This is a genomic window from Paracoccus zeaxanthinifaciens ATCC 21588 (assembly GCF_000420145.1).
Classification (GTDB): Bacteria; Pseudomonadota; Alphaproteobacteria; order Rhodobacterales; family Rhodobacteraceae; genus Paracoccus; species Paracoccus zeaxanthinifaciens.
On the sequence record NZ_ATUJ01000014.1, the window covers coordinates 65,628 to 91,394 of the forward strand.

Consider the following 25,767-nt stretch of genomic DNA (forward strand, 5'->3'; position numbering starts at 1 on the left):
TGTCTCCTCGGGTCTCAGCCCAGAACCTCGACGGTCAGGCGACCGTTGGTATAGACGCAGATGTCTGCCGCGATCTGCATGGCCTTGCGGGCTACCTCTTCGGCATCCAGGTCGCTTTCCAGCAGCCCGCGCGCGGCGGCCAGCGCGAAATTCCCGCCCGAGCCGATGGCCGCGACGTCGAATTCCGGTTCCAGCACGTCGCCCGCGCCGGTCACGACCAGCAGGTCTGTGCCGTCGGTGACGATCAGCATGGCCTCGAGATTGCGCAGGTACTTGTCCGTGCGCCAGTCCTTGGCCAGTTCCACGCAGGCGCGCTGCAGCTGGCCGGGCGCGGCCTCCAGCTTCTTCTCCAGCCGTTCCAGCAGGGTGAAGGCGTCGGCGGTCGATCCCGCGAAGCCCACGACCACGTCGCGGCCGCCCGGCGACAGGCGCCGCACCTTGCGGGCGCTGCCCTTCATCACCGTCGGTCCGACGCTGACCTGCCCGTCGCCTGCGACGACCACCTTGCCGTTCCGGCGCACCGCCAGAATCGTGGTGCCGTGCCAGCCGGGAAACTTGTCCTCTGCCATGGGACGCTCCTTCCTTCAGTCGGCCAAGCAGATATGGGCGCCCTGCCCCTTCTGCAACCCGTTGAAAACAGGGGGCGGGCACCCTAGCCTGCCGTCATGGGCGAAGATCTGCTGCTGAACGTCTACCTTCATCCCCCGGTTCTGCAGATGGCGAAGGCGGGTCGGCTGGGATTCCTGAACCGGATGACGGGCCTGCTGCAGGAACGCGGCTGGACCGTGCGGATCGGCCATTCCGGCGACGGTCCGCGGGCCCTTGCCCCTGCCCGTCCGGGTTTTGCGCTGTTCAACATGGAGCGCCCGACCCATGACCGCGCGCTGACCTTCCGGCTGGCCTATCACTATCCCTATTGGCGGCTGGAGAGGCAGGCCGAACGCTGGCGCTGGCCCATCGCGCGGGCAGAGTTCGATCCCGACCGCATCGGCGACGGTCCCGCCGCGAATTTCGCCGCGCGGCTGCGCGAACGCGTGCTGCCGGGGCCCGAACCGCAGCGCGGCGATCACATCCTGATCCCGCTGCAGGGGCACCTGCGCAAGCGGCGCAGCTTCCAGTCGGCCAGCCCGGTCGGCATGATCCGGCATGCCGCCATGACGGGCCGCCCCTGCATCGCGACGCTGCATCCCAAGGAAATCTACGACGACCGCGACCAACAGGCGCTGGAACGGCTGCAGGACGAGTTTCCGAACCTGACCGTCGGCGGCGACACGGCGGCACTGCTGCGCGACTGCGCCTTCGTGGTGACGCAGAACAGCTCGGTCGGGTTCGACGGGCTGATCCTGGGCAAGCCGGTGGTGCTGTTCGCGCAGTCGGATTTCCACCACGTCACGCTGAACGCGGCGCATCTCGGGGCGGATCGGGCCATCGCGATGGCCCCGGATCACCAGGCGCCCGTACAGAAGTTCCTCGACTGGTTCCTGCGGCGCAACAGCCTGGACATGATGGCCCCCGATGCCGACGAGCGGCTGATCCAGGCCATGAAAAAGGGCGGCTGGCCCGTGTAAGGCCGGCCGCCCTTCGGGGCACGGGACGTGCGGATCAGATCGACTCGTCGATCCAGCCCTTCAGCGCGGCCTTGGGAGCCGCGCCCATGCGGTTCGACACGACCTCGCCGTCCTTGAACATGAACAGGGCGGGGATGCCGCGCACGCCCAGCTGGGCCGCCTGTTCGGGGTTCTCGTCGACATTGACCTTCACGACCTTGACCTTGCCGGCATATTCGTCCGACAGCTCTTCCAGGGCGGGGCCGATCTGCTTGCAGGGGCCGCACCATTCGGCCCAGAAATCGACCACGACGGGGGTCGCGGACTGGCGCACTTCGGCGTCGAATTCGGCATCGTTCACATGCACGGTAGCCATGCTCAGCTCCTTTTCTCGGAAATGACCGGCGGGTACCGGCGGTCTTGTCGCACAAGAGCTATGTGCCGCACCCCCACGGGTCAAGACCCGGACAAGTCGCGCATGACGCTGTCCAGCAGCGCATCCGGCAGGGTCATCACGCTGCGCGACGTGGTCCACAGGACCGCGACCTCGACCGGCCTGTCGGTCCAGATCCCGCACAGCGCCGCGCGATAGGCCGCCATCTGCCGCAGGATGCCCAGGGGGACGGCCTCGGGGTTGGCCGGAACCTCGGTGTTGGTCTTGTAGTCGACGGCCAGGACGCGGTCCGCGGTGACGATCAGCCGGTCGATCACGCCGTTCAGCGTGCCGATGCCGGGCAGGGGGGCGGTCAGGGCCACCTCGGACAGGACATTCGCTTCCTGGCCGGGATCCATGACCTGCGCCAGGTCGGGCGCGGTGATCAGGATCTGCGCCTCGTTCAGCAGGTCGTCCAGATCCTCGGGGTCGGGCAGGCCGCCCTCGGCCCCGGACAGGATGGCGCGGGCGATGTCGGGCCAGCCGGGCGCGGGGTGATGGGGCAGGTGTTCCAGCAGCAGATGCAGGCGCGTGCCGCGCAGCATCGCGGCGTCGCGGTCGCCATCGCTTGGCGCGGCCAGGGCCTTGGCGCCGCCCAGGGCCGTCGCCGCGACGGGGGCGCGGTATTCGGACGGCTGGGGCGGCAGGCGCATGGCCCAGTCGGGTGCCGCGCGCGGGGGCAGGGGTGGCGCGGGCGGATCGACCGTGCCGTCCGGCCAGTCGCCGAAGGACAGGCGCAGGCCCGTGCCCAGCCCCTCGATCTGGATGGGCGCGCGGGGCAGGTCGGCGTCGCCTGCGCCTTCGGCGATCATCGAGTGCCAGCTTTCCAGGCCTTCGCCCGTGTCGCCCGCGGCGGCCACGATCAGCCAGCTTTCGGCCCGGGTGATCGCCACGTACAGCAGGCGGCGGCGTTCTTCCTCTTGGCGGCGTTCCCATTCGGCCACGGCATCGGCCACGGCATCGCAGCGATCGGCGGCGGCCCCGCGCCATGCGGGCATGTCGCCCATGCGCACCGTCTTCTGCATGTTCGAGGGGCGGCGCTTCTGCGTTTCGGGCAGGATCACGATGGGGCTTTCGAGGCCCTTGGACCCGTGCACCGTCATCACCCGGATCAGCCCGCCCGAGCCGCCGGGCAGCTGGCGCTTCACCTCGACATCGTCGCCCTGCAACCACACGAGGAAGCCCGTCAGCGACGGCGTCTCGACCTGTTCGTAGGCCAGAGCCTGGGACATCAGCTCGTCGATGCCGTCCTCGGCCTCGGCGCCCAGCCTGGCCAGCAGCGCCTGCCGCCCGCCATGCCGCGTCAGCAGCCGCGAGATCAGGTCGTGCGGACGGAGATAGTCGGCGTGATCGGCCATGTCCGCGAAGATGTCCCAGACCGCGCGGTGATCCGAATTGCGCAGCCGCGCCCACAGGAATTCGCCCCGCTTGCGGCCCGACGACAGGCGATAGAGGTCGTCCTCGGACAGGCCGAACAGCGGGGATCTGAGGGCGGCGGCAAGGCTCAGGTCGTCCTCGGGGGTCGCAAGGACCGACAGGGTGGCGGTGATGTCGCGCACGGCCAGCTCGGCCGCAAGGCGCAGGCGGTCCGCGCCCGCGACGGGCAGGCCCGCCGATTTCAGCGCGCCGATCAGCGCCTCGAACAGCGATCCGCGCCGCTGGACCAGGATCTGGATGTCGCCCGCATGGATGGCGCGGGGGCGGCCCGTCTTGCCGTCCAGGATGGGCTGGCCAAGCATTTCCGCGATCTGTCCGGCGATCAGGCGGCCCAGTTCGACATCCGCGTCGTTTTCGGCAGGGGCATCGACGGGGCTGGTCCAGTCCGCGGGCTCGGGCTTGTCGGGCTTGGGCAGGGCGGGCCAGATGTCCACGCGCCCCGGCATGGCGCTGCGGAAGGCCACGTGGCGCGGCGGATCGCCAAGGCCCTGCGCGGCCTCGCCCTGGAAGACCGCATCGACCAGCGTCAGGATCGCGGGCGAGGATCGGAAGCTGTGCGCCAGCCCGCGCGTCTGCATGGGCTGCTGGACGGCGGCGAAATCCTGGCCGAAGCGGTCGCGCATGTCCTCGAAGACGGCGATGTCGGCGCCCTGGAAGGAATAGATCGACTGCTTGGGATCGCCTACCACGAACAGCGTGCGGGGCCGGTCATGCGCGCCGTCGCCGCTGGTGAATTCGTCGGTCAGGCGGCGGATCACGCGCCACTGCTCGGGGCTGGTGTCCTGCGCCTCGTCGACCAGGATGTGGTCGATGCCGCCGTCCAGGCGCCACAGCACCCATTGCGCCATGCTGGATTCGCCCAGCAGCTGCGCCGTGCGGCGGATCAGGTCGTCGAAATCCAGCCAGCCATTCGCGGCCTTGGCCTGCGCCATGCGCTGCGTGAACTCGTGGCCGAAGCGGTGCAGGCGCAGCGTGCGTTCCGCCTGTGCAAGGCCAAGCGCGGGCAGCCGGGCCTCCTGCACCCGCAGCATCAGGTCGTCCAGATCGTCCATGAAGGGCGCGCAGGGGCCTTCGCGCAGGCCCTTGGTGGGCAGCTTGCCGATCTTGGCGGTGAAGGGCTCCTTGGTCTTGGCGCCGGTCAGGAACTGATCGACCAGCAGGGCCAGTTCCGGCTGGCCCGGATCGCGCCAGTTGCCGCTGCCCAGCTTCTGCGCGATCTTCGCATCGGTCGCCCCGCCCTTGGCCATGACCGGCAGGATCGCGTCGAACAGATCGCCCTGGTTGCCGTCGAAGACCTGCGCCAGCAGCGCGTCCTGCGTCATGCCCGGCGGCACGCCCATCGCGGCGCGGATCGCGTCCGCATCGGGGGGCGTCGCGAAATCGGCCTCGGAGAACGAACCGAGGAACCCGTCCAGCCCGTCACCGCCCACCAGCGCGGTCAGGTCGTCGATGGCGGGGTGGCCGGTCTCGGCCATGTCCTCGAGGATCTCGGCGCGCATGGCGCGGGCGCTGCGGTCGTCCAGTTCGGCAAAGCCCATCGGCACGCCGGCCTCCAGCGGGAAGCGCCGCAGCAGCGCCGCGCAGAAGCTGTGGATCGTCTGCACCTTCAGCCCGCCCGGTGCCTCGATCGCGCGGGCGAACAGGCGCCGTGCCTCGGGCAGGTCGGGGGCGCGATCCTCGCCCAGGGATGCCAGTTCCTCGCGCAGCTCGTCCTCGGGCAGCATGGCCCAACGGCCAAGGCGGGCCAGCAGGCGGTTCTGCATCTCGGTCGCGGCGGCCTTGGTATAGGTCAGGCACAGGATGCGTTCCGGCGCGGTCCCGCCCAGCAGCAGCCGTGCCACGCGGTCGGTCAGCACGCGGGTCTTGCCCGATCCCGCATTGGCGGTCAGCCAGGTGGTGCGCAGGGGATCGGCCGCGCCGATCTGGTTGCGGGTGGCCTCATCCATGATCGCCCACCTTTCGCGGGGTCGCGGCATCGGTCAGCGACCATTCGCCATACCGCGCCAGGTGATCGTAATCGCCCGCATAGCTGACCGATTGCGGCGCGCGCATCGCGGTAAAGCCCGCATTCCCCGTCAGATAGGTCGTGACGAGTTCGACGAATCCGTCCCAGTTCCGGCCCTCGATTTCCGCATCGTGGGTGCGGGCGGCGGTCGCCCCTTCGCCGCCCAGCTGGATATAGGCGATGCCCGCCACGTCCACCGGTCCAAGGACGTCGAAGCCGCCGCGCCGCGCCATCGCGGCCTCGAGCATCAGCTGCTTGTCGAAATGTTCGATCTGCTTGTCGGTCGGCGGCGATCCGGACTTGTAGTCGTAGATCATCGCCCGCCCGTCCTGCAGCAGGTCGATCCGGTCGGGCTTGGCCGTCAGCACCATGCCCAGTCCCGCGACGTCCACGCGGCCGCGATTCTCGATCACGACGGGTTCGCCCTGCGACAGGCGGTCCAGTTCGTCCGCGACGATGCGGTCCGCGATGCCGTGGATGCGGGCCTTCCAGAAGGCGCGGGCAACGGGCCAGGGGACCTCCTGTTCCAGAACCTCGCCCGCGACGCGCAGGAAGGTCGCCTTCAGCACCTCGGGCGGGGTGTCGGGCCGGGGCTTCGTCTTCAGCAGATGTTCGACGATGGAATGCAGCGCCTGGCCGCGCAGGGCGGCATCGGGTTCGGGCCGCAGCGGCGGCAGCGGGCGCAGGCCCAGCACGCGCTTGGCATAGACCGCGTAAGGGTCGCGGATCAAATGAGAGATGTCGGTGACCGGCAGTTCCGCGAAGGCCGGCGCGGGCGGGACGGGCGAGGGGCGCAGCGCCCCCGGCACCTGCGCCACGGGCCGTTGGATCGCCTGCGCCATGGCCAGCCATTCCGCGCCCCGCGCCCGCATCGCCTCCAGCGCCTGCGGGCCGTTGCGGTCGGGCAGGCCACCCATCAGGTTCACGAGGCGGTTCAGCCAGCGACTGGGGATGGTCTCGGCCTCGGCATCGCGGCGCGCGCGGGTCAGGAACACGCGATCCGCGCCGATGGCCTGCTGGAAGTCGTGCGCCGCAAGGCCGATCTGGCGTTCGGGGACGGGCAGGCCCGCCGCCATGCGCATCTGCCGTGACAGCCAGGGATCGGGCGACAGCGATTGCGGCCAGCCACCCTCGTTCAGGCCCGACAGGATGACCGTGCCGTGACCATAGAGCCGCGCCTCGCGGGTGCCGCGGATGCGCAGCAGGTGGAAGCTTGCGACGTCTTCCCGGACCGCGCTGCGCTGCAATTCGGTGGCCAGCAGCGCCGACAGGTCGGCGGGGCCGAAATCGGGGCCGTGGGGGGCGTGTTCGCGCAGGTGGCGCATCACGTCCAGCGTGCAGCGCCCGGCCTTGTCCTGCCACAGCCGCGAGGCTGCCGGATCGCCCGAGGGACCGGCGGCCAGCGCCTCGGCCAGGTCCACCAGATCGGCCAGCCGGTCTGGCAGGGGGCGCGGCGCGCGGTCGCGGGCAAGGGGCGCCATGCGGTCCAGCATCGCGGCCAGCCATCCGGCCCAGGTCTTGCGCAGCGCATCGCCCCGGTCGCCCCAGTCCTGCAGGGTTGCCGCATCGGGGAATGCGGGGCCGTTCCGGCGCAGGTGCAGTTCCAGGTCGCGCGTCAGGCGCAGCATGTCGTTGCGCCCGATCGTCGTCGATCCGGTCGCGGTCAGAGGGTGCTTCAGCAGGATCAGCAGGCGGTCGATGGTCAGCGCCTCGCCCGAGAGCTGGGCGATCTGGCGCAGGAACAGGCCCGGCGGGGTCAGCGACAGCGGCTGGCCCGAACTGTCGTCGGGCCGGATGTGCCAGCGGTCCAGCGCCGCCGAGACACGCCGGATCAGCCCCGAATCCGCCGAGATCAGCGTGATGTCGCGCCCGTGTTCGGCGGCGTCGCGCATGACCAGGGCAACGGCCTCGGCCTCCTGGCCGGGCTGGTCGGCCTCGATCAGGGTCAGGGCCTCGGTGGGGGCGATCAGGTCGGGCAGGGACGGACCCTCGGCGATCCACTGATCCGTCACGGGCGCGGGGCGCAACGCAAGCGAGACGAGGCGGTTGCGATCCGCCGATGGCGGGGGCGTGTCGGTCCAGGGGCGCGGACGCCCCACCCGGCGCATGAGGGGGGCGAAGCGCGATTGCGGGTGATCGTCGGAGGCATCGCCCAGGCCGTCCCAGACCTGATCGGGCTGGTGATCGTCGAAGCCCGGCAGGACGACCGCGCCGCCCGGCAGGCGGGCCACGGCCTCCATGAACATCCGCGTCGCGCCATGCGACCCGGTCGAGCCTGCGACGATCACCGGCCCGTCGGGCAGGTTGCGACCCTCGGCGCAATCCTCGCAGGCGGCGATTGCGGCGGCACGCTGTCGCCCCGCGGCGTCGGCCCATGGGGTCGCAAGGTGGAAATCGGCGGCGATGCGGATGAATTGCAGCGCGTTCTGCCAATGGCGGGCGTGATCGCCCGTGTCGATGTCCAGCAGGGCCTGAAGGTCCAGCCCCTCGGTCTGCATTTCCGTCATCAGGTCGGCCAGCGATTGCGCAAGGACGGGGATCGAATGCGCGGCCCCCAGGTCCGGCTGCAGCTTCAGCAGCTGAGAGATCAGCCGTGCCAGCTGCAGCTTGCGTGCCAGCGGGGCCTGCGGCGGATCGGGCATCAGCGCGGGGCCCGGTTCCAGCGATGTCACCGAGCGCAGGCGCGGCAGGATCGCGGGGCCTGTCGCGTCGAAGGCCCGGCGCAGCGCCCCGAGGGTGGACGACGCGTTGGCATAGACGGTGACGCGGGCCATTTCCTCGGGCGGGAAACCGGCCATGCGGTCGCGCAGGCCGCGCACGAACTCGGTCGCGAAATCGACGCCCGGTGGCAGGGAATAGAGCCCGCGGAACGGTTCACGCATCCAGCAGCGCCTCGGCCATGGGGATGGCTTCGGGATAGCCCACGTCGCACCAGCCGCCGGGATGGACCATCCCGAAGGCGCGGCCACCCGCGATCATGCGGTCCCACAGCAGGTTCAACGAGAAGACCTGGTCGCGGATGTCGTGCAGCGCCTCGGTGCGGATGATCTGCGCCCCGGCATAGACGTGATCGCCCTGCCGCGTGATGCGCCCGGCCTGATCCATGGCGAAATCACCCGCCCCCTTGCGTGCCGTGGCCCGCGCGACGGGCACCAGCGCCAGCAGCGCGTCCATGCGGTCGCCGTCCCATGCCGCCTGCAGCGCCGACAGCACGTTCGGCCCCGACCAGACCACGTCGGGGTTCAGCGTCATGACCGGCCCCGCGCCCAGCATCGGCAGCGCGCGGCGCAGCCCGCCCCCGGTATCGAGGATCAGGTCGGGTTCGGGGCTGATGGCCACGTCGCGGCCCGCCAGGTGATCGGCGACCTGCGCCCCAAGGTAATGCGTGTTCACGACCACGGGGGCGGCGCCCGCCTGGATGCCGATCTCCAGCGCGCGGTCCAGCAGGGTGCGCCCGCCGACCTGGACCAAGGGCTTGGGGCGGTCGTCGGTCAGGGGCCGCATCCGCGTGCCGAAGCCCGCGGCGAAGATCATCAGGGCTGGCATCGGGCGCGGATCCTTTCGACGAAGTCGGGGGTGGGGGCGGCGACGGGCTGCAGGACGCGGGCAAGGTCCGCCAGCGCGGGGTGGTCCAGGTCGCGCTGCAGGTTCGCCCAGACGCGGGGCATGAAGTCCAGGTACCGCGTCTTGCCGTCGCGCAGCGCAAGGCGGCAGAAGACGCCCAGGATGCGCAGCGCGCGCTGGGCGCCGATCAGCGCATAGGCCGCGCGGAAGGCATCGGGATCATGCCCCGTGGCAGCAAGGAAGCGGTCGATCTGTCGGGCCTCGGTTTCCGGGGCCACGTCGCGACGTGCATCCTGCAGCGCGGAGACGAGGTCATAGGCCGGATGCGCGGCCACCGCGTCCTGGTAGTCGATCAGCCCGAGGGGTGCCGGACCGCGCCAGATCAGGTTCTCGGCGTGGAAATCGCGCAGGGACAGGACGGGCGGACCGCCGGCCAGGTCGTCATGCAGCCGCGCGACGATCGCGGGCAGGTCGGGCGCGGCATCCGCGCCGGGATAACATTCGACGAACAGCGCCGTCAGATCGGCCATGGCGGTGCCGTCCAGCGGGTCGACGAATAACGGGGGCACATGCGACTGGATCTGTACCAGCAGGTCGGTGATGCGGTCGTGGATCACCGCGTCCAGGTCCGGCTGATCCGCAAGGACGCGGGCCACCAGGTCGTCGCCCAGATCCTCGACCAGCATCAGGCGCAGGTCGGGATCATGCGCGATGATGGCGGGCGCCCCAAGGCCGCGCTCGCGCAGCCAGTCCGTCATCCGCAGGAAGGGCGCGATGTCGCCCGCTGCGTCGTCCATCAGGACCGCGCTTTCGTCGCCCCGCCGCAGCCGGAAGAAGCTGCGCGCGGACGCATCGCCCGCAAGGACCGCGACCCGCGCATCCGACCAGCCCGCCTGCGCGACGAAGGCCGCGCGCTGCGCGATGCGGTCTGCGCCCGCGAAGGCGAGGTCGATCACGCGCAGGTCGGGATCGGGGGCGGGGCCGATGGCGATGGTCATCGCGCCATCCGGCAGGGCCTCCAGCCGGTCGGGCCATTCGATCAGGCAGATCGCGTCCGACATGGCCTCGTCCAGGCCCAGCTCGTCCAGCTCGGACGGGTCGGTCAGCCGATAGAGGTCGGCGTGCCAGATCTCGGTCCCCATCGAGTCGTCATAGGTCTGGACCAGCGTGAAGGTGGGGCTGGGCACGTCCTCGGCCAGGTCGCCCTGACGCGCGCGGATGAGGGCGCGGGCGAAATGCGTCTTGCCCGCGCCGACCGGACCGTCCAGCAGCACGGTGTCGCCCGGGACCAGCCCTGCGGCCATCATGCGGGCCAGTCCCGCGGTCAGACCCTCGTCCGCGATCAGCCGAACCGACATGGGATCACAGCCCCAGCACGTCGTTCATGTCGTACTCGCCCGGTCCCTTGTCCTGCCCCCAGATGGCGGCACGGATCGCGCCGCGGGCAAAGATCGCGCGGTCGGTCGCAAGGTGGCGCAGGACGATGCGCTCGCCCTCGGTCGCGAAGATCACGTCGTGTTCGCCCACCACGTCGCCGCCCCGGATGGCCGAGAACCCGATGCTGCCCGTTTCACGCGCGCCGGTGATCCCTTCGCGTGCGGGGGTGCGCAGATCGGCAAGGGCGGCGCCGCGCCCCTCGGCCGCGGCCTCGCCCAGCATCAGCGCGGTGCCCGAGGGCGCGTCGACCTTGTGGCGGTGATGGGCCTCGACCACCTCGATGTCCCAGTCCGTGCCCAACGCGGCCGCGACCTTGCGCGTCAGCCCGACCAGCAGGTTCACCCCAAGCGACATGTTCCCGGCCCGCACGATGGGCGCATGGCGGGCGGCGGCCTTCAGCGCGTCCAGGTGGCGATGCTCGAAGCCGGTGGTGCCGATCACGTGCACCGCGCGCGCCTGCGCCGTCAGTTCCGCGAAGGCCACCGTCGCGTCGGGCGCGGTGAAGTCGATGACCGCCTGCGCCTGCGCGATGGCCGCGACCGCGTCGTCGGTCACCGCGACGCCTGCCTCGGCCCCGCCCATGCAGGTGCCGATGTCGCGCCCGACCCAGTCATGGCCCGGACGTTCCAGCGCGCCCGCCAGCCGCACATCGGGATGGTCCAGGATCAGCCGGATCAGCATCTGCCCCATCCGCCCCGAGGCCCCCGTGACGACGATCCCCGGACGGTTCGCCTGGTCGGTCTTCTGCATGTCGCTCATCTGGGGGGTCCTTTCATGCGGATTTCGCGCCTTTGCCCGTGTGATAGCCCGTTGCGGCCCGCCCCGCGACCCCCTACATCGGATGCCATGGCACAGAACCGCTTTTCACATGGTCAAGGCCCGTCGCAGCGCCAGCTGCGGGTGGGCGAACTGATCCGCCGCACCCTGTCCGACGTGCTTCTGCGCGCGGATGTGCACGACCCGGACCTGAACCGGCACTCCATCACCGTGGGCGAGGTGCGGACCTCGCCCGACCTCAAGGTCGCGACGGCCTTCGTGCTGCCCCTGGGCGGCTACGACGCCGAGGACGCGCTGAAGGCGCTGCGCCGCAATTCGGCCGAGCTGCGTCACCTCGTGGCCAAGGAGATGTCGCTGAAATACGCCCCCCAGCTGCGCTTCCAGCTGGACGAGACCTTCGACCGCATGGACGAGACGCGCCGCCTGTTCAACGACGAGCGGGTCCGCCGCGATGTCGAGACCGGCGACGAAGACGATGTGGACTGAGCTGTCGCGCCGCCTGGGCGTGGCGGTGGGCATGCTGATGGCGCTGGCCATCCCCGCCTCGGCCCAGACCTGCGAACGGATGGAACATGACGGCCAGGGCTATGTCCTGTGCCGGGTCGAGGCCGCGCAGGAACCCGCGCTGCGGCTGTGGCAGGACGGCCCCGACGGTCGCCCGCTGCGCAACTTCGCCAATGTCCGCGCGACGCTTGATGACGGGGAAGCCCTGGCCTTCGCGATGAATGCCGGGATGTTCCACCCCGATTACCGCCCCGTGGGGCTGCTGGTCATCGACGGCCACGAGGAATCGGGCATCGTCACCGGCGGGGGCGGCGGCAATTTCGGCATGCTGCCGAACGGGGTCTTCTGCACGGGCGGCGACAGGCCGTTCCGCGTGATCGAATCGCGCAGCTTTGCCGCGGACCGGCCCGGATGCCGTCTTGCGACCCAGTCGGGGCCGATGCTGGTCATCGACGGCGAACTGCATCCGCGTTTCCTCGTGGACAGCGACAGCCGCTATATCCGCAACGGGGTGGGGGTGTCGCCGGACGGGCAGACGGCCTTCTTCGCGATTTCCAGCAGGCCGGTGACCTTCCACGAATTCGGGCGGCTGTTCCGCGACGGGCTGGGCGTGCGCGACGCGCTGTATTTCGACGGGTCGATATCGCGACTGTTCGCGCCGGACGTGAACCGCGCCGATTTCGGGCGCAGCATGGGGCCGATCATCGGCCTTGTCGGCGCGCCCGGCTGATCGTCACTGTTGACCGCGTGGCCGGGGGCGGATAATTGCCCGGCCTTCCCCATTGCAGGAGAACGGGCATGGCACGCAAGAAGGGCCGCGACATCAATGGCTGGCTGATCGTGGACAAGCCGGCGGGCGTGACCTCGACCTCGGTCGTGGCCAAGGTGCGTTGGGCGCTGGATGCGAAGAAGGCGGGCCATGCGGGCACGCTGGACCCCGATGCGACGGGCGTGCTGGCCGTGGCCCTGGGCGAGGCGACGAAGACCGTCCCCATCGTGACCGACGCGCTGAAATGCTATGACTTCCTCGTGAACTGGGGGTCCGAGACCACGACCGACGATGCCTCGGGCGAGGTGTTGCGCCAGTCCGATGCCCGCCCGACCGAGGACCGTGTCCGCGCCGCGCTGCCGAAGTTCACCGGCGACATCATGCAGGTTCCGCCCGCCTATTCCGCGGTCAAGGTCGAGGGCGAGCGTGCCTACGACCTGGCCCGCGAGGGGGTCGAGATGGAACTGGCGGCCCGCCCTCTCTGGGTCGAGAGCCTGTTCCTGAAGGAGGCCGGTCCCGATACCGCGCGGCTGGAAATGGTCTGCGGCAAGGGCGGCTATGTCCGGTCCATCGCCCGCGATCTGGGCCGCGAGCTGGGCTGCCTCGGTCATGTCGCGCATCTGCGCCGCACCTGGTCCGGCCCCTTCGAGGCCGAGAACGGCGTCGAGTTCGCCAAGGTCGACCGCGAGGCGCAGGACTGGCTGGAAGCGCAGCTGCTGCCGCTGGAGACCGGCCTTGCCGACCTGCCGATGCTGCGCGCCACCACCGAGGGCGCGATCCGCATCCGCAACGGCAATCCGGGCGAGGTGACGGGCGGTGCCGACTGGGGCGACCTGGTCTGGGTGTCGGACGCGACCGGCCCCGTCTGCATCGGACGTTACCAGGGCGGCATGGTCCAGCCCGAGCGGGTCTTCAACCTCTGACGCCCTTGTCCGGGCGGCGGGCCCCCAGGAAGGGGCCTTCGCCCGCCGCGTCGATCCGCGCGATGGCATCGGCGATGTTTTCCGTGATGACGGACATCTGCCAGGCGGTCGCGTGGATCATCATCTCCTCGGACATGGCGATCGCCACGTGGCCGGGCCAGAACAGCAGGTCGCCGCGCCGGATCCGGTCGGTTTCCGGGAATGCCTGCCGCTGAAGATCGCTGTCGCCCGGGCAGGGAATGCCGCAGGCCGTCAGCCCCGCCTGCGCAAGCCCAGAACAGTCGATCCCCCAGGCGCTGTTGCCACCCCAGAGGTAAGGCACGCCCAAGTATTTCAGCGCGACCTGCACCGGGTCGTGGTCCAGCATCGCATCCACGTGCTGAAGGGGGACGAAGCCGCCGCCCGCCAGTTCGGCAAAGCGCCCCTGCGTGGCGGTGACCGACAGACGCGCGCCATGGGGCAGGGCGCCCAGTTCGCGTTGCTTCATGTCGGGGGCGGGATAGACATGCGTCGCCAGCGCCGTGACCCGATGCGTGATCTGCGGAAGGTCCATCTGCAGCGCCTCGGCCGCGACCCAGCCGCAGTAACCGTCCGCCGATTGCACGAAGCTGGCTCCGTCGCGATCCTCGATCACGGTGACGTCGGTGCCGAAGATCAGCTGCCGGTCGCGCGGGCCGTCCGGGCGGGCCAGCAGGTCGGCCACGGGGGCAGCCACGCGGGCCGCGCGCCCGTCGGTCCATGCGGGCGCATCCAGCGTGCCGCGCAGGCTGTTCAGGGCGATGCGGTCGGTCGCGGGCGTCAGGCGGCGATCCATCGGGTCAGCCCACGATCCGCGGCAGCGCCGCAAGAATGGCGCGCGATGCCTGGCCGACACCGCCCTTGGGCCGCCCCGGCATGGCCGAGGGCTGCCAGCCATAGATGTCGAAATGCGCGTATCGCGTGGCCCCTTGCGCGAAGCGGCGCAGGAACAGCGCGGCGGTGATCGACCCCGCCATGCCGCCCGAGGGCGCGTTGTCCAGATCCGCGATGCCCGGCTCGATCATCGAATCGTAGGGGGCCCAGAACGGCATCCGCCAGACCGGATCGCCCGCCTCGATGCCCGCGGACTGGATCGCCTGCGCGGTCGCGTCGTCGTCGCAATAGAAGGGCGGCACATCCGGCCCGAGCGCGACCCGCGCCGCCCCCGTCAGCGTCGCAAGCGAGATCATCAGGTCCGGGCCCTCCTCGGCGGCAAGCGCCATCGCGTCGGCCAGCACCAGGCGGCCTTCGGCATCGGTGTTGTTCACCTCGACCGTCAGGCCCTTGCGGCTGGTCAGGATGTCGCCGGGACGGAAGGAATTGCCCGCGACGTTGTTTTCCACCGCCGGGATCAGCACGCGCAGGCGGATGCCGCGCAGCGCGCCGGTATCCGCCAGCATCGACAGCAGCCCCAATGCGGTCGCGGCCCCGCCCATGTCCTTCTTCATCAGCCCCATCGAGGCCCCCGGCTTGAGGTTCAGGCCGCCCGTGTCGAAGCAGACGCCCTTGCCGACCACGGTCAGCATCGGGCCGTCATCGCCGATGCGGATGTCGATGAGCCGGGGGGCAGCTTCGGCCGCGCGGCCCACGGCGTGGATCAGGGGCAGGTTGCCGTCCAGAAGCGCCTGCCCGGTCGTCACCTCGATCCGCGCGCCGATGCGGGTCGCAAGATCGCGGGCGGCCTGTTCCAGCTGCGCGGGGCCCATGTCGCAGGCGGGGGTATTGATCAGGTCGCGGGTCAGGAATTCGCCCGTGGCGATCGCGATGGCGCGTTCCGCATCGGCACCTTCGGGGCAGCGCAGGCGGGGGCCGTCCTTGGGCGTTCCGGCATAGCGGGTGAAGCCGTATTGCCCCAGCAGCCAGCCAAGGGCCAGCGCATCGGCATCCAGGCCTGCGGGCGCATTCGCCAGGTGCCAGTCGCCCTTGGGCAGCGCATGGGCGCGGGCGATCTGGAAACGCTCGCGGTCCGCGCGGGCCGGATCGCCCAGGCCCATCAGCGCGCCGCGCAGCCCCCCGTCCGCATCGGGCAGCAGGCAGATCTGGCCTGCCCGCGCGGCAAAGCCGGTGGCCGCGGGCCAGTCGCCGGCCTCGGGGGGCAGGTCGTCGCCGGACCAGATCAGCCAAAGGGGAAGGGTCGGTGCATCGGACGGGGCGAATTCGGGCGTCATGGCGGTATCCTTGCAGTTCGCCCGCAGCCTACAGCCTGCGAAGGCGCCCGCAACCCGTCACGCCATCGCGCTGCGGTCCCAGATGGCCGTCAGCGACCGGTTGCCCACCCGCATCAGCCGCGCATGGATCGCGGCCAGCGCCGGGGCGTCGCCGCGTTCGGCCGCGGCGCCCAGATCCATCGCCACGCCCGCAAAGGACAGCAGCCCGATCTGCCATGCCAGCCGCGAGATCGTCTCGGACAGCGCGACGGCATCGGCGATCCGCCCCGCCCGCAGCGCGGCATCCGCATCGGTCAGCGTCGCGGCAAGCTGTTCCAGCGCCAGCCCGATGACCCGGTGCGCCGCCCCCTCGCCCAGCTGGGCCACGATATCCGCGACCCTGCGCCCGTCCACGCGGACGGGTTCGGACAGCGCAAGCGCCGAAATCTGTGCCATTCCTACCTCCGGCGGCCTTCACGTCAGGGGGCAGGCTTGCCCGTTCGGGGTGAAGAAAGGCTTGACCGCGCTGAGGAAAAACACTCGAATTTTCCGGATCGGCGGCGTATCACGCGGCCCAGAAAGCGAGGTCTCACGATGAACAGCCTGTCTCCGCTGCCGCAATACCTGGTCAAGCGCTACGAGGGGTGGAAGGCGACCACCCATTCCGAAAACCACGCATGGTATCGCCGCCTTGCCGAAGAGGGGCAGCGCCCCCGCGCCATGGTGATTTCCTGCTGCGACAGCCGCGTGCACGTCACCAGCATCTTCGGCGCGGATTCCGGCGAGTTCTTCATCCATCGCAACATCGCGAACCTGGTGCCGCCGCACGCGCCCGACGGGCTGCAGCACGGCACCTCGGCGGCGGTGGAATACGCGGTGACGGCGCTGAAGGTCACGCATCTGATCGTGATGGGCCATACCCGCTGCGGCGGCGTCGCGGGCTGCCACGCGATGTGTTCCGGCCACGCCCCCGAGATGGAGGAGACGACCAGCTTCGTCGGTCGCTGGATGGACATCCTGCGCCCCGGCTACGACCGCGTGAAGGACCTGCCCGAGGCCGAGCAGGTGCCCGCGCTGGAGCGCGAGGCCGTGCTGACCTCGATCCAGAACCTGCTGACCTTCCCCTTCGTCAAGGAGGCCGTCGAGAAGGGCACCCTGTCGCTGCACGGGCTGATCCACGACATCGCCGACGGCACGCTGGTCCAGGCCGAGGGCGACGGCACGCGCTGGTCGGCGGTCTGATCCAAGGCACGCGCATCGAATGCGAAAAGGGCGGCGAGTTTCCTCGCCGCCCTTTCTTCTGTCCGGGATGTCCCTTCGGGATCAGCCCTTCTTCAGGATACGGTTGCCCAACAGTTCCGCGATCTGCACCGCGTTCAGCGCCGCGCCCTTGCGCAGGTTGTCGCTGACGCACCACAGGTTCAGGCCGTTCTCGATGGTCGAATCCTGGCGGATGCGGCTGATGAAGGTGGCGAAATCGCCCACGCATTCGACCGGGGTCGTGTAGCCGCCGGGCTCGCGCTTGTCGACGACCATGATGCCCGGTGCCTCGCGCAGGATGTCGCGGGCCTCGTCCTCGTCCAGGAAGTCCTCGAACTCGATGTTGATGGCTTCGGAATGGCCGACGAAGACCGGAACGCGCACGCAGGTCGCCGTGACCTTGATCGAGGCATCGACGATCTTCTTCGTTTCCGCGACCATCTTCCATTCTTCCTTGGTCGAGCCGTCTTCCATGAAGACGTCGATCTGCGGAATCACGTTGAAGGCGATCTGCTTCTGGAACTTGCTGGGTTCGACTTCCTGACCCGGCACGTACATGCCCTTGGTCTGGTTCCACAGCTCGTCCATGCCTTCCTTGCCCGAACCCGACACCGACTGGTAGGTCGAGACGACGACGCGCTTGATGCGGGCGCGGTCGTGCAGCGGCTTCAGCGCGACGACCATCTGCGCGGTCGAGCAGTTGGGGTTCGCGATGATGTTCTTCTTGGAATAGCCGGTGATGGCGTCCGGGTTCACTTCCGGCACGATCAGCGGGATATCGGGGTCATAGCGATAGAGCGAGCTGTTATCGATGACCACGCAGCCGGCCTTGGCGGCGACGGGCGCGTATTTCTTGGTCGCGTCCGAGCCGATGGCGAACAGCGCCATGTCCCATCCGGTGAAGTCGAACTGGTCGATATCCTGAATCTTCAGGGTCTTGTCGCCAAAGCTGACCTCGGTGCCCTGCGAGCGACGCGAGGCCAGGACGGCGATCTCATCGACGGGGAACTGGCGCTCGTCCAGGATGTTCAGCATTTCGCGGCCCACATTACCCGTGGCACCGGCGACGACGACTCTATAGCCCATTCGCGGGGACTCCTTCTCCTGCGGTCGGTGGCGTTTAACGCAATCATGGCGCGTTTGAAAGGGTCTTGCCCGAAACGGGTGCCGGAATGCCCATTACTTGCGCAGCCGCGATCAGGCGATGCGCAGTCGCCCGTCGCGGTCCCGCAGCGTCTCGACCATCGCGCGTTCGGCGGCGAAGTCGTGGGGCACCTGGCCGGCGGTCCGGCGTCCCGACAGGCTGAGGCTGGCGAAGAAGTCGAACCCGTGCAGCGTCAACGACCGCAGCCGCGACCGCATCAGCAGGTCGATCATCATGGCGCCCGTGGTGGGCGGCGCACCGAAGCGGTCCCGCAACGCGCGATGCGCCGCCAGCGGATGCAGGTAGAACCCGTCCGAGGATGCGCTGGCCCAGTCCAGCCGCTTGCGTTTGGGGGACATCCACAGGATGCGGTCCGGCGCGATGCGGGCGCGGTCGGCATCGCCCAGCCGCGTGGCCAGCGCCAGCCAGTCGGTCCGCGTGCCGTGGCTGGCGGCAGCGGGCATGGGCGCGCGATTGATGCGGATCACGGTGTCGGCGGCGTCGATCTTCGCGCCCTGATCCTTGTCGGCCAGCGCGCGGGCATTGCCGACCAGCGCCACGTCGCGCCCCGCAAGATCGTCCAGCAGGTCGTCCTGCGGGACCGACAGGCGCATCAGCGCATCCTCGTGCCGCAGGGTCCGCGCGATCAGGAAGCCCGCACGCGTCATGCCAGCATCTCGCGATAGATCTCGACAAGGGCCGCGGCCTCGACCGCGATGTCGTGGTTCGTCACCGCGTGCTCGCGCGCCGCAAGCGCGGCCGAGGCCCGCGCCGCGTCGTCGTCCAGCCAATGCGCGGCCGCCGCGTCCAGCGCGGGCGCATCGTCGGGGGCGATCAGCGTGCCCGTGGCGGGGGTCAGCAGTTCCTCGAACGCGCCGACGCGGGTGGCCACGACCGGGACGCCGCAGGACAGCGCCTCGAGGACGGTCAGGCCGAACCCCTCCCACCGCTGCGGGGCGACATAGAGATCCAGCGCGCCGTACCAGTCGGCCATGCGGTCGACGCTCACCTCGGGCAGGAAGCGGATGCGGTCGGACAGCCCGGCCCCCGCGACCTGCGCCTGCAGGTCGGACAGGAAGGCGCGGTGCTTTTCGGTGGCACGGCCCATGACCAGCGCGGTGACGCCGGGGCGCTCGGGCAGCAGGCGGATCATCGCGCGGACGAAATCGCCGGTGCCCTTCTGTTCGCGGATGCGGCCATAGCAGCCGACAAGCACCTGGCCTTCGGGCAGGCCCAGCCTTGCGCGCAGGGCCGCGCGGTCCTCGGGCGGGGCGAAGCCCGCGGTGTCGATGCCGTGATGGATCACGTCGGCGGGGCGTTCCAGGTATCCCGCCCCCTTGGCCGAGGTGGCGACGATCCGGTCCATCCGTCCGATCAGCCAGCGCGTATATCCGCTGTGCTTCCGCTGCGAGGCCGAGGTGAAGAGCAGCCGGTACCGCCGCCGCAGGACGTGGCGCAAAAACAGCCCCAGGGCCATTTCCGTGTTGCGCCTTGCGTGCCAGACCCGCCAGCGGTCGCGGGGCAGGGTGGCCGCGCGCGACAGGGGGATGTGGGGAATGACTTCGGGCAGGCCCGGCCCCGTGGCCGCGATGGCGATCATCCGCGCCTGCACCGGGATCAGGCGGACCACGGTCGCCGTCACGCCCGACAGGCGGCGCTTGAGGTTGGGTGCAACGATAAGCGGCGCTTCGGGCATCGGGCCTCGTCCAGTATTCGCATGGGTCGGGCCGATCCTAGACCAGCCCGCCCGCCGCGAACAGGGGCGCTCAGGGCTGGGTGGTGTCGGGCTTGGCCGCTTCGGCTTCGGGCTGGGGCAGGCCGGGGGTGACGGGGGTCGTGCCGCCGCCCAGCTCGGTCAGATAGGCGATCATCTCGGGGGCCTCGGTATCGACGCGGTCGCAATTGGACTGGTCCTCCAGCACGCTGAAGGCCGGGCGGAAATATTCGCGGTCGTAATCCAGCGCGTCGATGCCCAGCCGCTCGATCAGCTTGTCGGTGGTGCCGTTCATCAGCTGCCATTCGGGGTCGCTGATGTCGTGGCCGGTGCAGTTCTCGGTCAGCACGTTCAGCTCGGCCAGGTCGCGCGTCAGGCTGCGCGCCTGGTCGTCGGTCAGCGACGACACGTCCGGCAGCGGCACGACAAGGCGGTCGCCTGGCACCCCGTCGGGTGCGGGCTGGGCGGTCACGTCATGCGCCCAGAGCGATATTCCCGCCACCAGCGCGGCGGCCATGAAGATGTCCCAGCTTTTCATCGCGGTCCCCTTAGGCAAAGACGCCCGCACCTTCCGCCACCGGGTGCGCGCGCGCAAGGCAAGCTTGCGTGAGGGGGCGCGTGATCTTGACCCCCGCCCATGCGGCCCTTAACCGTTTCAGTCGTCAGAAGGAGGCCCAAATGTCCGACAGCTATTCGCTTCTCATCCTGCCCGGCGACGGGATCGGTCCCGAGGTCATGGCCGAGGTGGTCAAGGTCGTGGACTGGTTCAAGGCGAATCGCGGCCTTCCGCTTGAGGTGCAGCACGACCTTGTGGGCGGTTCCGCCTATGACGTGCATGGCGTGCCGCTGTCGGATGCGACGATGGAGCTGGCGCAATCGGTCGATGCGGTCCTGCTGGGCGCCGTGGGCGGTCCGAAATACGACGTTCTGGATTTCAGCGTGAAGCCCGAGCGCGGCCTCTTGCGCCTGCGCAAGGAAATGGACCTGTTCGCCAACCTGCGTCCGGCCCAGTGCTTCGACGCGCTGGCCGATTTCAGCAGCCTCAAGCGCGACGTGGTCGCGGGCCTCGACATCCTGATCGTGCGAGAGCTGACTTCGGGCGTCTATTTCGGCGAGCCGCGCGGCATCCATGCCGACGACAATTCCGACAACGAGGGTGGCCGCGTCGGCATCAACACCCAACGCTATACCAGCGGCGAGATCCGCCGCGTGGCGCGTTCGGCGTTCGAGCTGGCCCGCAAGCGCGGCAACCGCGTCTGCTCGATGGAGAAGGCCAACGTGATGGAGGCCGGGATCCTGTGGCGCGAAGAGGTCCAGTGGGTCCATGACAACGAATATCCCGATGTCGAGCTGTCGCACATGTATGCCGACAACGGCGCGATGCAGCTGGTGCGCAATCCCAAGCAGTTCGACGTGATCGTCACCGACAACCTGTTCGGCGACATCCTGTCGGATGCGGCCGCGATGCTGACGGGCAGCCTGGGGATGCTTCCCTCGGCCAGCCTGGGCGCGCCGATGGCGAACGGGCGTCCCAAGGCGATGTACGAGCCCGTGCACGGCAGCGCGCCCGACATCGCGGGGCAGGGCAAGGCCAACCCCATCGCCTGCATCCTCAGCTTCGCGATGGCGCTGCGCTACAGCTTCGCCGAGGTCGAGGCCGCGACCGCGCTGGAGCGCGCGGTCGAGAAGGTGCTGGCCGACGGCGCGCGCACCGCGGACCTGATGGGCGCCGAGGGCGGCACCCCCGTCAGCACCTCGCAGATGGGCGACCTGATCGTCGCGGCCCTGTCCGAGGGCGTCTGATTGGTCATGTCGGCCAACGTCAAGGGGGGCCCTGTTGCAGCTGACTGCGATGGGGATCTTCGCGACGCATGACGTCGTCATCAAGACGCTTGGCCAGACATACCCGCCGCTTCAGATCCTGTTCTTCTCGTCGCTGCTGTCCTTCCCGCTGATCTCGATGATCCTGATGCGGGACCCGAATTCGGGCACGCTGCGGCCCAACAGCCTGTTCTGGGTCCTGCTTCGGACGGGCTGCGCGGTGATCGCGGGCATGGGCGGGTTCTTCGCGTTCTCGACCCTGCCCCTGGCGCAGGTCTATGCGATCCTGTTCACGACCCCCCTGCTGATCACCATCCTGTCGATCCCCATGCTGGGAGAGCGCGTGGGCATCCACCGTTGGGCCGCCGTCGTCGTCGGCCTGTCGGGCGTGCTGATCGTGCTGCGCCCCGGCGCGGGGCAAGAGCTGGGTATGGGCCACGCCGCGGCGCTTGTCAGCGCCCTGGCGGCATCGGTCGGCGCGGTCACGATCCGCCGGCTGGGCAAGTCCGAGCGTCCGCTGGTCCTGATGATGTGGCCGATGCTGGGAAACTTCATCGCGACGGGGGCCTCGCTCGGGTTCGCATATCAGCCGATGCAGCTGGCGCATCTGGGCCTTGCGGGCGTCATCGCCTGCCTTGGTCTTGCGGGCGGGTTCCTGGTCATCCAGGCCTATCGCGCCGGAGAGGCCGCCATCGTCGCGCCGATGCAGTATTCGCAGATCCTCTGGGCCACCGCCTATGGCTGGTTCCTGTTCGACGAGGCCCTGGACCTGCCGACGCTGCTGGGCGCGGGCGTCATCATCGCGTCGGGCATCTACATCGTCATCCGCGAGGGCAGCGGGGCATCGGCCAACCGCCCCGCCACGGTCGCCCGCCTGCGCCACGAAACGGTGACCGCCCCGAAATCCGCGATCCTGCAAAGATTGTTGTCGCCGCGCCGCTAAGAAGGGCTTGCATTCGCCCGCGCATGGGGTTACCGACCCCCTCACGGTCGGAGCGTAGCGCAGCCTGGTAGCGCACCTGCTTCGGGAGCAGGGGGTCGGAGGTTCGAATCCTCTCGCTCCGACCATTTTCCCGTTTTGTTGATTGCCACTGAAGTCTTCCTCAAGTGGCCACACTTCTTCCTTTGCGGCAGGAAAGCTGACGTAGTTTGGAAGCATTGCAGGCGGTACCCCGCACTACAGCAATTACCTGAGACAGCGGCCTACTATCCTCCCCGCTTCAATCTGCGAGCCAAGGGCATGGAAAGAAGCTATCAGAGGCTCTCGAATGCGAAAGCAGATCGAGCGGAGTTCATCGCAGCTTACCAGGAAGGGGCTGGTCGACGCGGCAGCAAGCAACCCCTAGAATCGCCGGACAGTTTTCGGCCCGAAGCTGCCGATTGACATTGCTTTCGGATTCCACAGCTGGACCCGCTATGCGGTCATTCGCTGCACATGCAAAATCTGGAGAGTTCTGCGAGAACGCTCAGAAATTGCCGAGGCGCAGGCTGAAAGCGCAGCAGCTTCCAGCCCTCGCAGATCGGTTGGAAAGCCGTGAAGCAGGAGAACAAACAGGGAAGACAGTGTCGAAGCTTTCCTGCTATCGGTACGCATGATAGAGCCTTCGGAAAAAGGGGAGAAGCGTCTTGGCGGTCGAGTTTACATCAATCGATTTGTTTTCAGGTGCCGGCGGGCTGTCTGAAGGACTGCGCGTTTCTGGATTTAAGTCTTTGTACGCAAACGAAATCGTAGCGCGTCACGCTGAAACTTATGCTCTGAACCACCCTGAGGCCATCGTTGAGTCGAGAGATATTCGCTTGGTTGATGCTGGCAATGTGCGTCGTCGGTTGGGACTGCAAAAGGGTGAGCTTGATCTCGTCGCTGGTGGCCCGCCCTGTCAGGGGTTCTCGATCAATGCGCCCAAACGGTCCGCAGCTGATGAACGAAACAGTCTCTTTCTTGAATTCTTGCGCTTTGTCGATGAGTTCGAGCCAAAGGCGGTCCTGATCGAGAATGTCCCCGGTCTTGTGTCTTTCGAAGGTGGTGGCACGTTGCAGGCTATCTTGCAAGCATTGGGTCAGCATGGATACAGAGCAGATGTGAAAATCCTCTACGCGCCGCATTTCGGCGTACCCCAAACCCGGTGGCGGACTGTGATCATCGGCATTCGTGGGGATGAGGCCGATCCTCTTGACGCGTTCCCCGAACCCGTTCGCAATGCGCCTCTCCGGGTGAATTTCACCTCGAACTTCGAGGGCAAGAACATCGTGGCTCTTCCAACCAACCTGGAACTACCCTCTTTCGTAAGTGTTCATGATGCGATTGACGATCTTCCCGTTCTCTTGAACGGGGAAACCGGGGTGAAACGCAAAGACTACAAGACTAAGGCGCAGAATGATTTTCAGGCTGCCATGAGGCACGGGAGTAATGGTGTCCTGAACCACGAGGCTCCGCGCCTTGGGGAAATTAACATCAAGCGCATGTCGTTCATCCCGCCTGGGGGGAACTGGACAGACATTCCCGAGGATCTGCTACCGAAAGGCATGAAACGGGCGCGCCGTTCTGATCATACCAAGCGATACGGTCGGGTTGCGCCAGACGGCCTTGCATCGACCATTCTGACGAAATGTGATCCTCATTGGGGCGCCTATTTCCACTATGAGCAAGATCGTTGCTTCACTGTCAGAGAGGCGGCGCGGATTCAGACCTTCCCAGATACCTACCGCTTCCTTGGTTCGCGCGTCGAACAGTACGAGCAGGTTGGAAATGCTGTTCCGTCGCTATTGGCCGCTGCTATTGGGCAGTCGATCCGTGGTGTCCTTGAGGAATTGCGTGGACGCGCGCGGAAAGTTTCCTAACAAATGGCCGCAACAATTTTCGAGTTCTTTGGGTATCGTGCCGATGATGCGTCCGACGTTGCGAAGCGTGCTGCGGATAAGGAAACCTGCCCAATTAGCGGGGACACCTGTCAGAAAAGCTTTAACGATGGGGTGGTGTCGGGTGTTTGCGCGATCAAACCCATCACGAGCGAGCCCGTGATCTGCTGTCCGATCCGCTTATATGCCGACGATTACCGAATTTTGTCCGATATTGCCGACCGCGTATTTGGTTCCAACCTAAAGTTGGTTGCGGGGCGCGATGCCGTAAAGCACTCCATTGATCATCAGGAAGAATGTGTGGCCGTTTTCGGCAAGGGCTGGGGAGGCGAACTCCGCCTGCCGCAAAAGTCGAAGAAGGGCGGCTACTTTGTCGATTGGGTGCTGGCAAAACTCAGCAACCAAGGCGAATTGATCGAGTTTGTGGCGGTTGAGGTGCAGACGATTGATACAACCGGCACATATCGACCAGGCTATGATGCACTCAAGGCAGATCGCTCGACTGAGAAAACAACGGCCGGGCTGAACTGGGAAAATGTCGCCAAACGCATCCTGCCGCAGTTGATTTATAAAGGGCAGATTCTGCAACGTGAGGAACTGTGCCGCAGTGGCCTGTTCTTTGTATGTCCTGCGCCTGTTTTCGAACGGATCATGGAACGGCTGGGTGGTCAGGAAGGCCTGATCCGATATGCGCTCCAGCCCGCGTCGATCACCTTCGCCGTGTACGACTATGACATGCCGGATAAGCCTGCCCCCGGAAGTTTGATTCCGTTGAAAAACACGCTCAATCATTCGACGACGGTCTACAAGGTGCAGGAAGCCTTTAACAATGTGACGCTGCCTGTAGAAAACGTCTACCGGGATGCGATCCTGCGAGCACTCGGCACCACAACCGAGGAGTAGCGCCCGTTTACATTGTAAGCCAGTCGGCCAGCCGAATGGATATTCCGCTGCGACTGTGATCTTTGTCGCGATCAGAGGTCGGCTCTGCCGAGCGAGTAGCGCGGGTCACACCACATCCAAACGAAAATCCAGCAGCGTTTGGACTAAATCGGGCAATTCAGGATGGTTGGCGGGCTCTGATCTTATCAAAGATCCAATCAAGCGAAGCCTATCCACAAGCGTTATGGCCGGAACGTCTCCTAGCACTGCCCACTTGCCGGAGTTGTCACGGAATAGAATCGGCGTAAACAACATCTCCATCCACAAAGCAGTATGGGGCAGTAATCTTCTTAGGCGGGTGTGTGTGATCTCGCTGTGTTTTGTTGACCACTCTGATCTAGGGTCAGGACCCATTAATTTTCTTGATGCCGTCCTGTCGGCGTGATTCACGCTCCCAAACAGGTGGGGGCATCATGAGTAATCTTTTCTGGCTGACGGACGAACAGATGGAGCGGCTGAAGCCGTTCTT

The 25,767-nt window shown here is 67.8% G+C and carries 23 protein-coding genes and 1 tRNA gene; 10 read left to right on the top strand and 14 right to left on the bottom strand.

Going from position 1 to position 25,767, the window contains the following annotated elements:
* Positions 1-14: 14 nt before the first annotated feature.
* Positions 15-569 carry an ATP-dependent protease subunit HslV gene (hslV, locus tag F804_RS0112595; protein ID WP_022708102.1) on the bottom strand — a complete coding sequence of 185 codons (555 nt, stop codon included), beginning with the start codon at positions 567-569 and terminating at the stop codon, positions 15-17.
* 96 nt (positions 570-665) lie between these two features.
* Here hslV and F804_RS0112600 point away from each other — a divergent pair, with 96 nt between their 5' ends.
* Complete coding sequence (locus tag F804_RS0112600) at positions 666-1,568, top strand: hypothetical protein (protein WP_022708103.1); 903 nt, start codon at positions 666-668, stop codon at positions 1,566-1,568.
* Between the two features lie 34 nt (positions 1,569-1,602).
* Here the strand turns inward: F804_RS0112600 and trxA are convergent, their stop codons facing one another.
* From trxA to dapB, 6 genes are all read right to left on the bottom strand, one after another.
* Positions 1,603-1,923, bottom strand: a complete 321-nt coding sequence (gene trxA / locus F804_RS0112605; RefSeq protein WP_022708104.1) for a thioredoxin — start codon at positions 1,921-1,923, stop codon at positions 1,603-1,605.
* A gap of 80 nt (positions 1,924-2,003) precedes the next feature.
* Positions 2,004-5,363 (bottom strand): double-strand break repair helicase AddA, encoded by a 3,360-nt coding sequence (addA, locus tag F804_RS0112610; protein ID WP_084686631.1) that lies wholly within the window; start codon positions 5,361-5,363, stop codon positions 2,004-2,006.
* A complete protein-coding gene (gene addB / locus F804_RS0112615; protein WP_022708106.1) occupies positions 5,356-8,304 on the bottom strand; it encodes a double-strand break repair protein AddB in 2,949 nt (982 codons plus the stop codon). The genes addA and addB overlap by 8 nt, the downstream gene beginning before the upstream one ends.
* Entirely contained in the window at positions 8,297-8,956 is a 660-nt protein-coding gene (locus tag F804_RS0112620) for a nucleotidyltransferase family protein (protein WP_022708107.1), read from the bottom strand. Before F804_RS0112620 ends, addB begins: the two co-directional genes overlap by 8 nt.
* Complete coding sequence (gene tsaE, locus F804_RS0112625; RefSeq protein WP_022708108.1) at positions 8,956-10,344, bottom strand: tRNA (adenosine(37)-N6)-threonylcarbamoyltransferase complex ATPase subunit type 1 TsaE; 1,389 nt, start codon at positions 10,342-10,344, stop codon at positions 8,956-8,958. The genes F804_RS0112620 and tsaE overlap by 1 nt, the downstream gene beginning before the upstream one ends.
* A gap of 4 nt (positions 10,345-10,348) precedes the next feature.
* Positions 10,349-11,173, bottom strand: a complete 825-nt coding sequence (gene dapB / locus F804_RS0112630; RefSeq protein WP_028725952.1) for a 4-hydroxy-tetrahydrodipicolinate reductase — start codon at positions 11,171-11,173, stop codon at positions 10,349-10,351.
* A gap of 96 nt (positions 11,174-11,269) precedes the next feature.
* Between dapB and rbfA the strand changes: the two genes are divergently transcribed.
* From rbfA to truB, 3 genes are all read left to right on the top strand, one after another.
* Positions 11,270-11,686 (top strand): 30S ribosome-binding factor RbfA, encoded by a 417-nt coding sequence (gene rbfA / locus F804_RS0112635; protein ID WP_022708110.1) that lies wholly within the window; start codon positions 11,270-11,272, stop codon positions 11,684-11,686.
* Positions 11,676-12,434, top strand: a complete 759-nt coding sequence (locus tag F804_RS0112640; protein ID WP_022708111.1) for a phosphodiester glycosidase family protein — start codon at positions 11,676-11,678, stop codon at positions 12,432-12,434. Before rbfA ends, F804_RS0112640 begins: the two co-directional genes overlap by 11 nt.
* A gap of 68 nt (positions 12,435-12,502) precedes the next feature.
* Positions 12,503-13,396 (top strand): tRNA pseudouridine(55) synthase TruB, encoded by an 894-nt coding sequence (gene truB, locus F804_RS0112645; protein WP_022708112.1) that lies wholly within the window; start codon positions 12,503-12,505, stop codon positions 13,394-13,396.
* On the opposite strand, the gene F804_RS0112650 is transcribed toward truB, so the two are convergent.
* The 3 genes from F804_RS0112650 to F804_RS0112660 are packed head-to-tail and all read right to left on the bottom strand — an operon-like array spanning position 13,386 to position 16,017.
* Positions 13,386-14,210 (bottom strand): C40 family peptidase, encoded by an 825-nt coding sequence (locus F804_RS0112650; protein WP_022708113.1) that lies wholly within the window; start codon positions 14,208-14,210, stop codon positions 13,386-13,388. The genes truB and F804_RS0112650 overlap by 11 nt on opposite strands.
* Positions 14,211-14,214: 4 nt before the next feature.
* Positions 14,215-15,582 carry a leucyl aminopeptidase family protein gene (locus F804_RS0112655; RefSeq protein ID WP_022708114.1) on the bottom strand — a complete coding sequence of 456 codons (1,368 nt, stop codon included), beginning with the start codon at positions 15,580-15,582 and terminating at the stop codon, positions 14,215-14,217.
* Positions 15,583-15,639: 57 nt separating this feature from the next.
* A complete protein-coding gene (locus F804_RS0112660) occupies positions 15,640-16,017 on the bottom strand; it encodes a hypothetical protein (RefSeq protein WP_022708115.1) in 378 nt (125 codons plus the stop codon).
* 138 nt (positions 16,018-16,155) lie between these two features.
* Between F804_RS0112660 and F804_RS0112665 the strand changes: the two genes are divergently transcribed.
* On the top strand, positions 16,156-16,803 hold the full coding sequence (locus F804_RS0112665; protein WP_022708116.1) for a carbonic anhydrase: 648 nt from the start codon (positions 16,156-16,158) through the stop codon (positions 16,801-16,803).
* Positions 16,804-16,884: 81 nt separating this feature from the next.
* Here F804_RS0112665 and F804_RS0112670 read toward each other — a convergent pair whose 3' ends face one another.
* From F804_RS0112670 to F804_RS16480, 4 genes are all read right to left on the bottom strand, one after another.
* Positions 16,885-17,907, bottom strand: coding sequence for an aspartate-semialdehyde dehydrogenase (locus F804_RS0112670; protein WP_022708117.1), 1,023 nt, complete (start codon positions 17,905-17,907; stop codon positions 16,885-16,887).
* A 111-nt stretch (positions 17,908-18,018) separates the two neighbouring features.
* On the bottom strand, positions 18,019-18,633 hold the full coding sequence (locus F804_RS0112675) for a glycosyltransferase family 29 protein (RefSeq protein ID WP_022708118.1): 615 nt from the start codon (positions 18,631-18,633) through the stop codon (positions 18,019-18,021).
* Positions 18,630-19,661 carry a glycosyltransferase family 4 protein gene (locus tag F804_RS0112680; RefSeq protein ID WP_022708119.1) on the bottom strand — a complete coding sequence of 344 codons (1,032 nt, stop codon included), beginning with the start codon at positions 19,659-19,661 and terminating at the stop codon, positions 18,630-18,632. Before F804_RS0112680 ends, F804_RS0112675 begins: the two co-directional genes overlap by 4 nt.
* Before the next feature lie 70 nt (positions 19,662-19,731).
* A complete protein-coding gene (locus F804_RS16480; RefSeq protein WP_022708120.1) occupies positions 19,732-20,217 on the bottom strand; it encodes a hypothetical protein in 486 nt (161 codons plus the stop codon).
* 140 nt (positions 20,218-20,357) lie between these two features.
* On the opposite strand from F804_RS16480, the gene leuB reads away from it, so the two are divergent.
* The 5 genes from leuB to F804_RS0112710 all read left to right on the top strand — a co-directional run bounded on the left by leuB (position 20,358) and on the right by F804_RS0112710 (position 25,259).
* The gene (gene leuB, locus F804_RS0112690) at positions 20,358-21,482 is read left to right on the top strand and encodes a 3-isopropylmalate dehydrogenase (protein ID WP_022708121.1); all 1,125 of its coding nucleotides are present in this window, start codon (positions 20,358-20,360) and stop codon (positions 21,480-21,482) included.
* 34 nt (positions 21,483-21,516) lie between these two features.
* Entirely contained in the window at positions 21,517-22,443 is a 927-nt protein-coding gene (locus tag F804_RS0112695; RefSeq protein WP_022708122.1) for a DMT family transporter, read from the top strand.
* Positions 22,444-22,491: 48 nt separating this feature from the next.
* Positions 22,492-22,568 (top strand) — tRNA-Pro (locus tag F804_RS0112700).
* A 558-nt stretch (positions 22,569-23,126) separates the two neighbouring features.
* A complete protein-coding gene (locus F804_RS17230) occupies positions 23,127-24,338 on the top strand; it encodes a DNA cytosine methyltransferase (RefSeq protein ID WP_169447697.1) in 1,212 nt (403 codons plus the stop codon).
* Between the two features lie 3 nt (positions 24,339-24,341).
* Positions 24,342-25,259 (top strand): NotI family restriction endonuclease, encoded by a 918-nt coding sequence (locus F804_RS0112710; RefSeq protein WP_022708124.1) that lies wholly within the window; start codon positions 24,342-24,344, stop codon positions 25,257-25,259.
* The last annotated feature ends 508 nt before the right edge of the window (positions 25,260-25,767 follow it).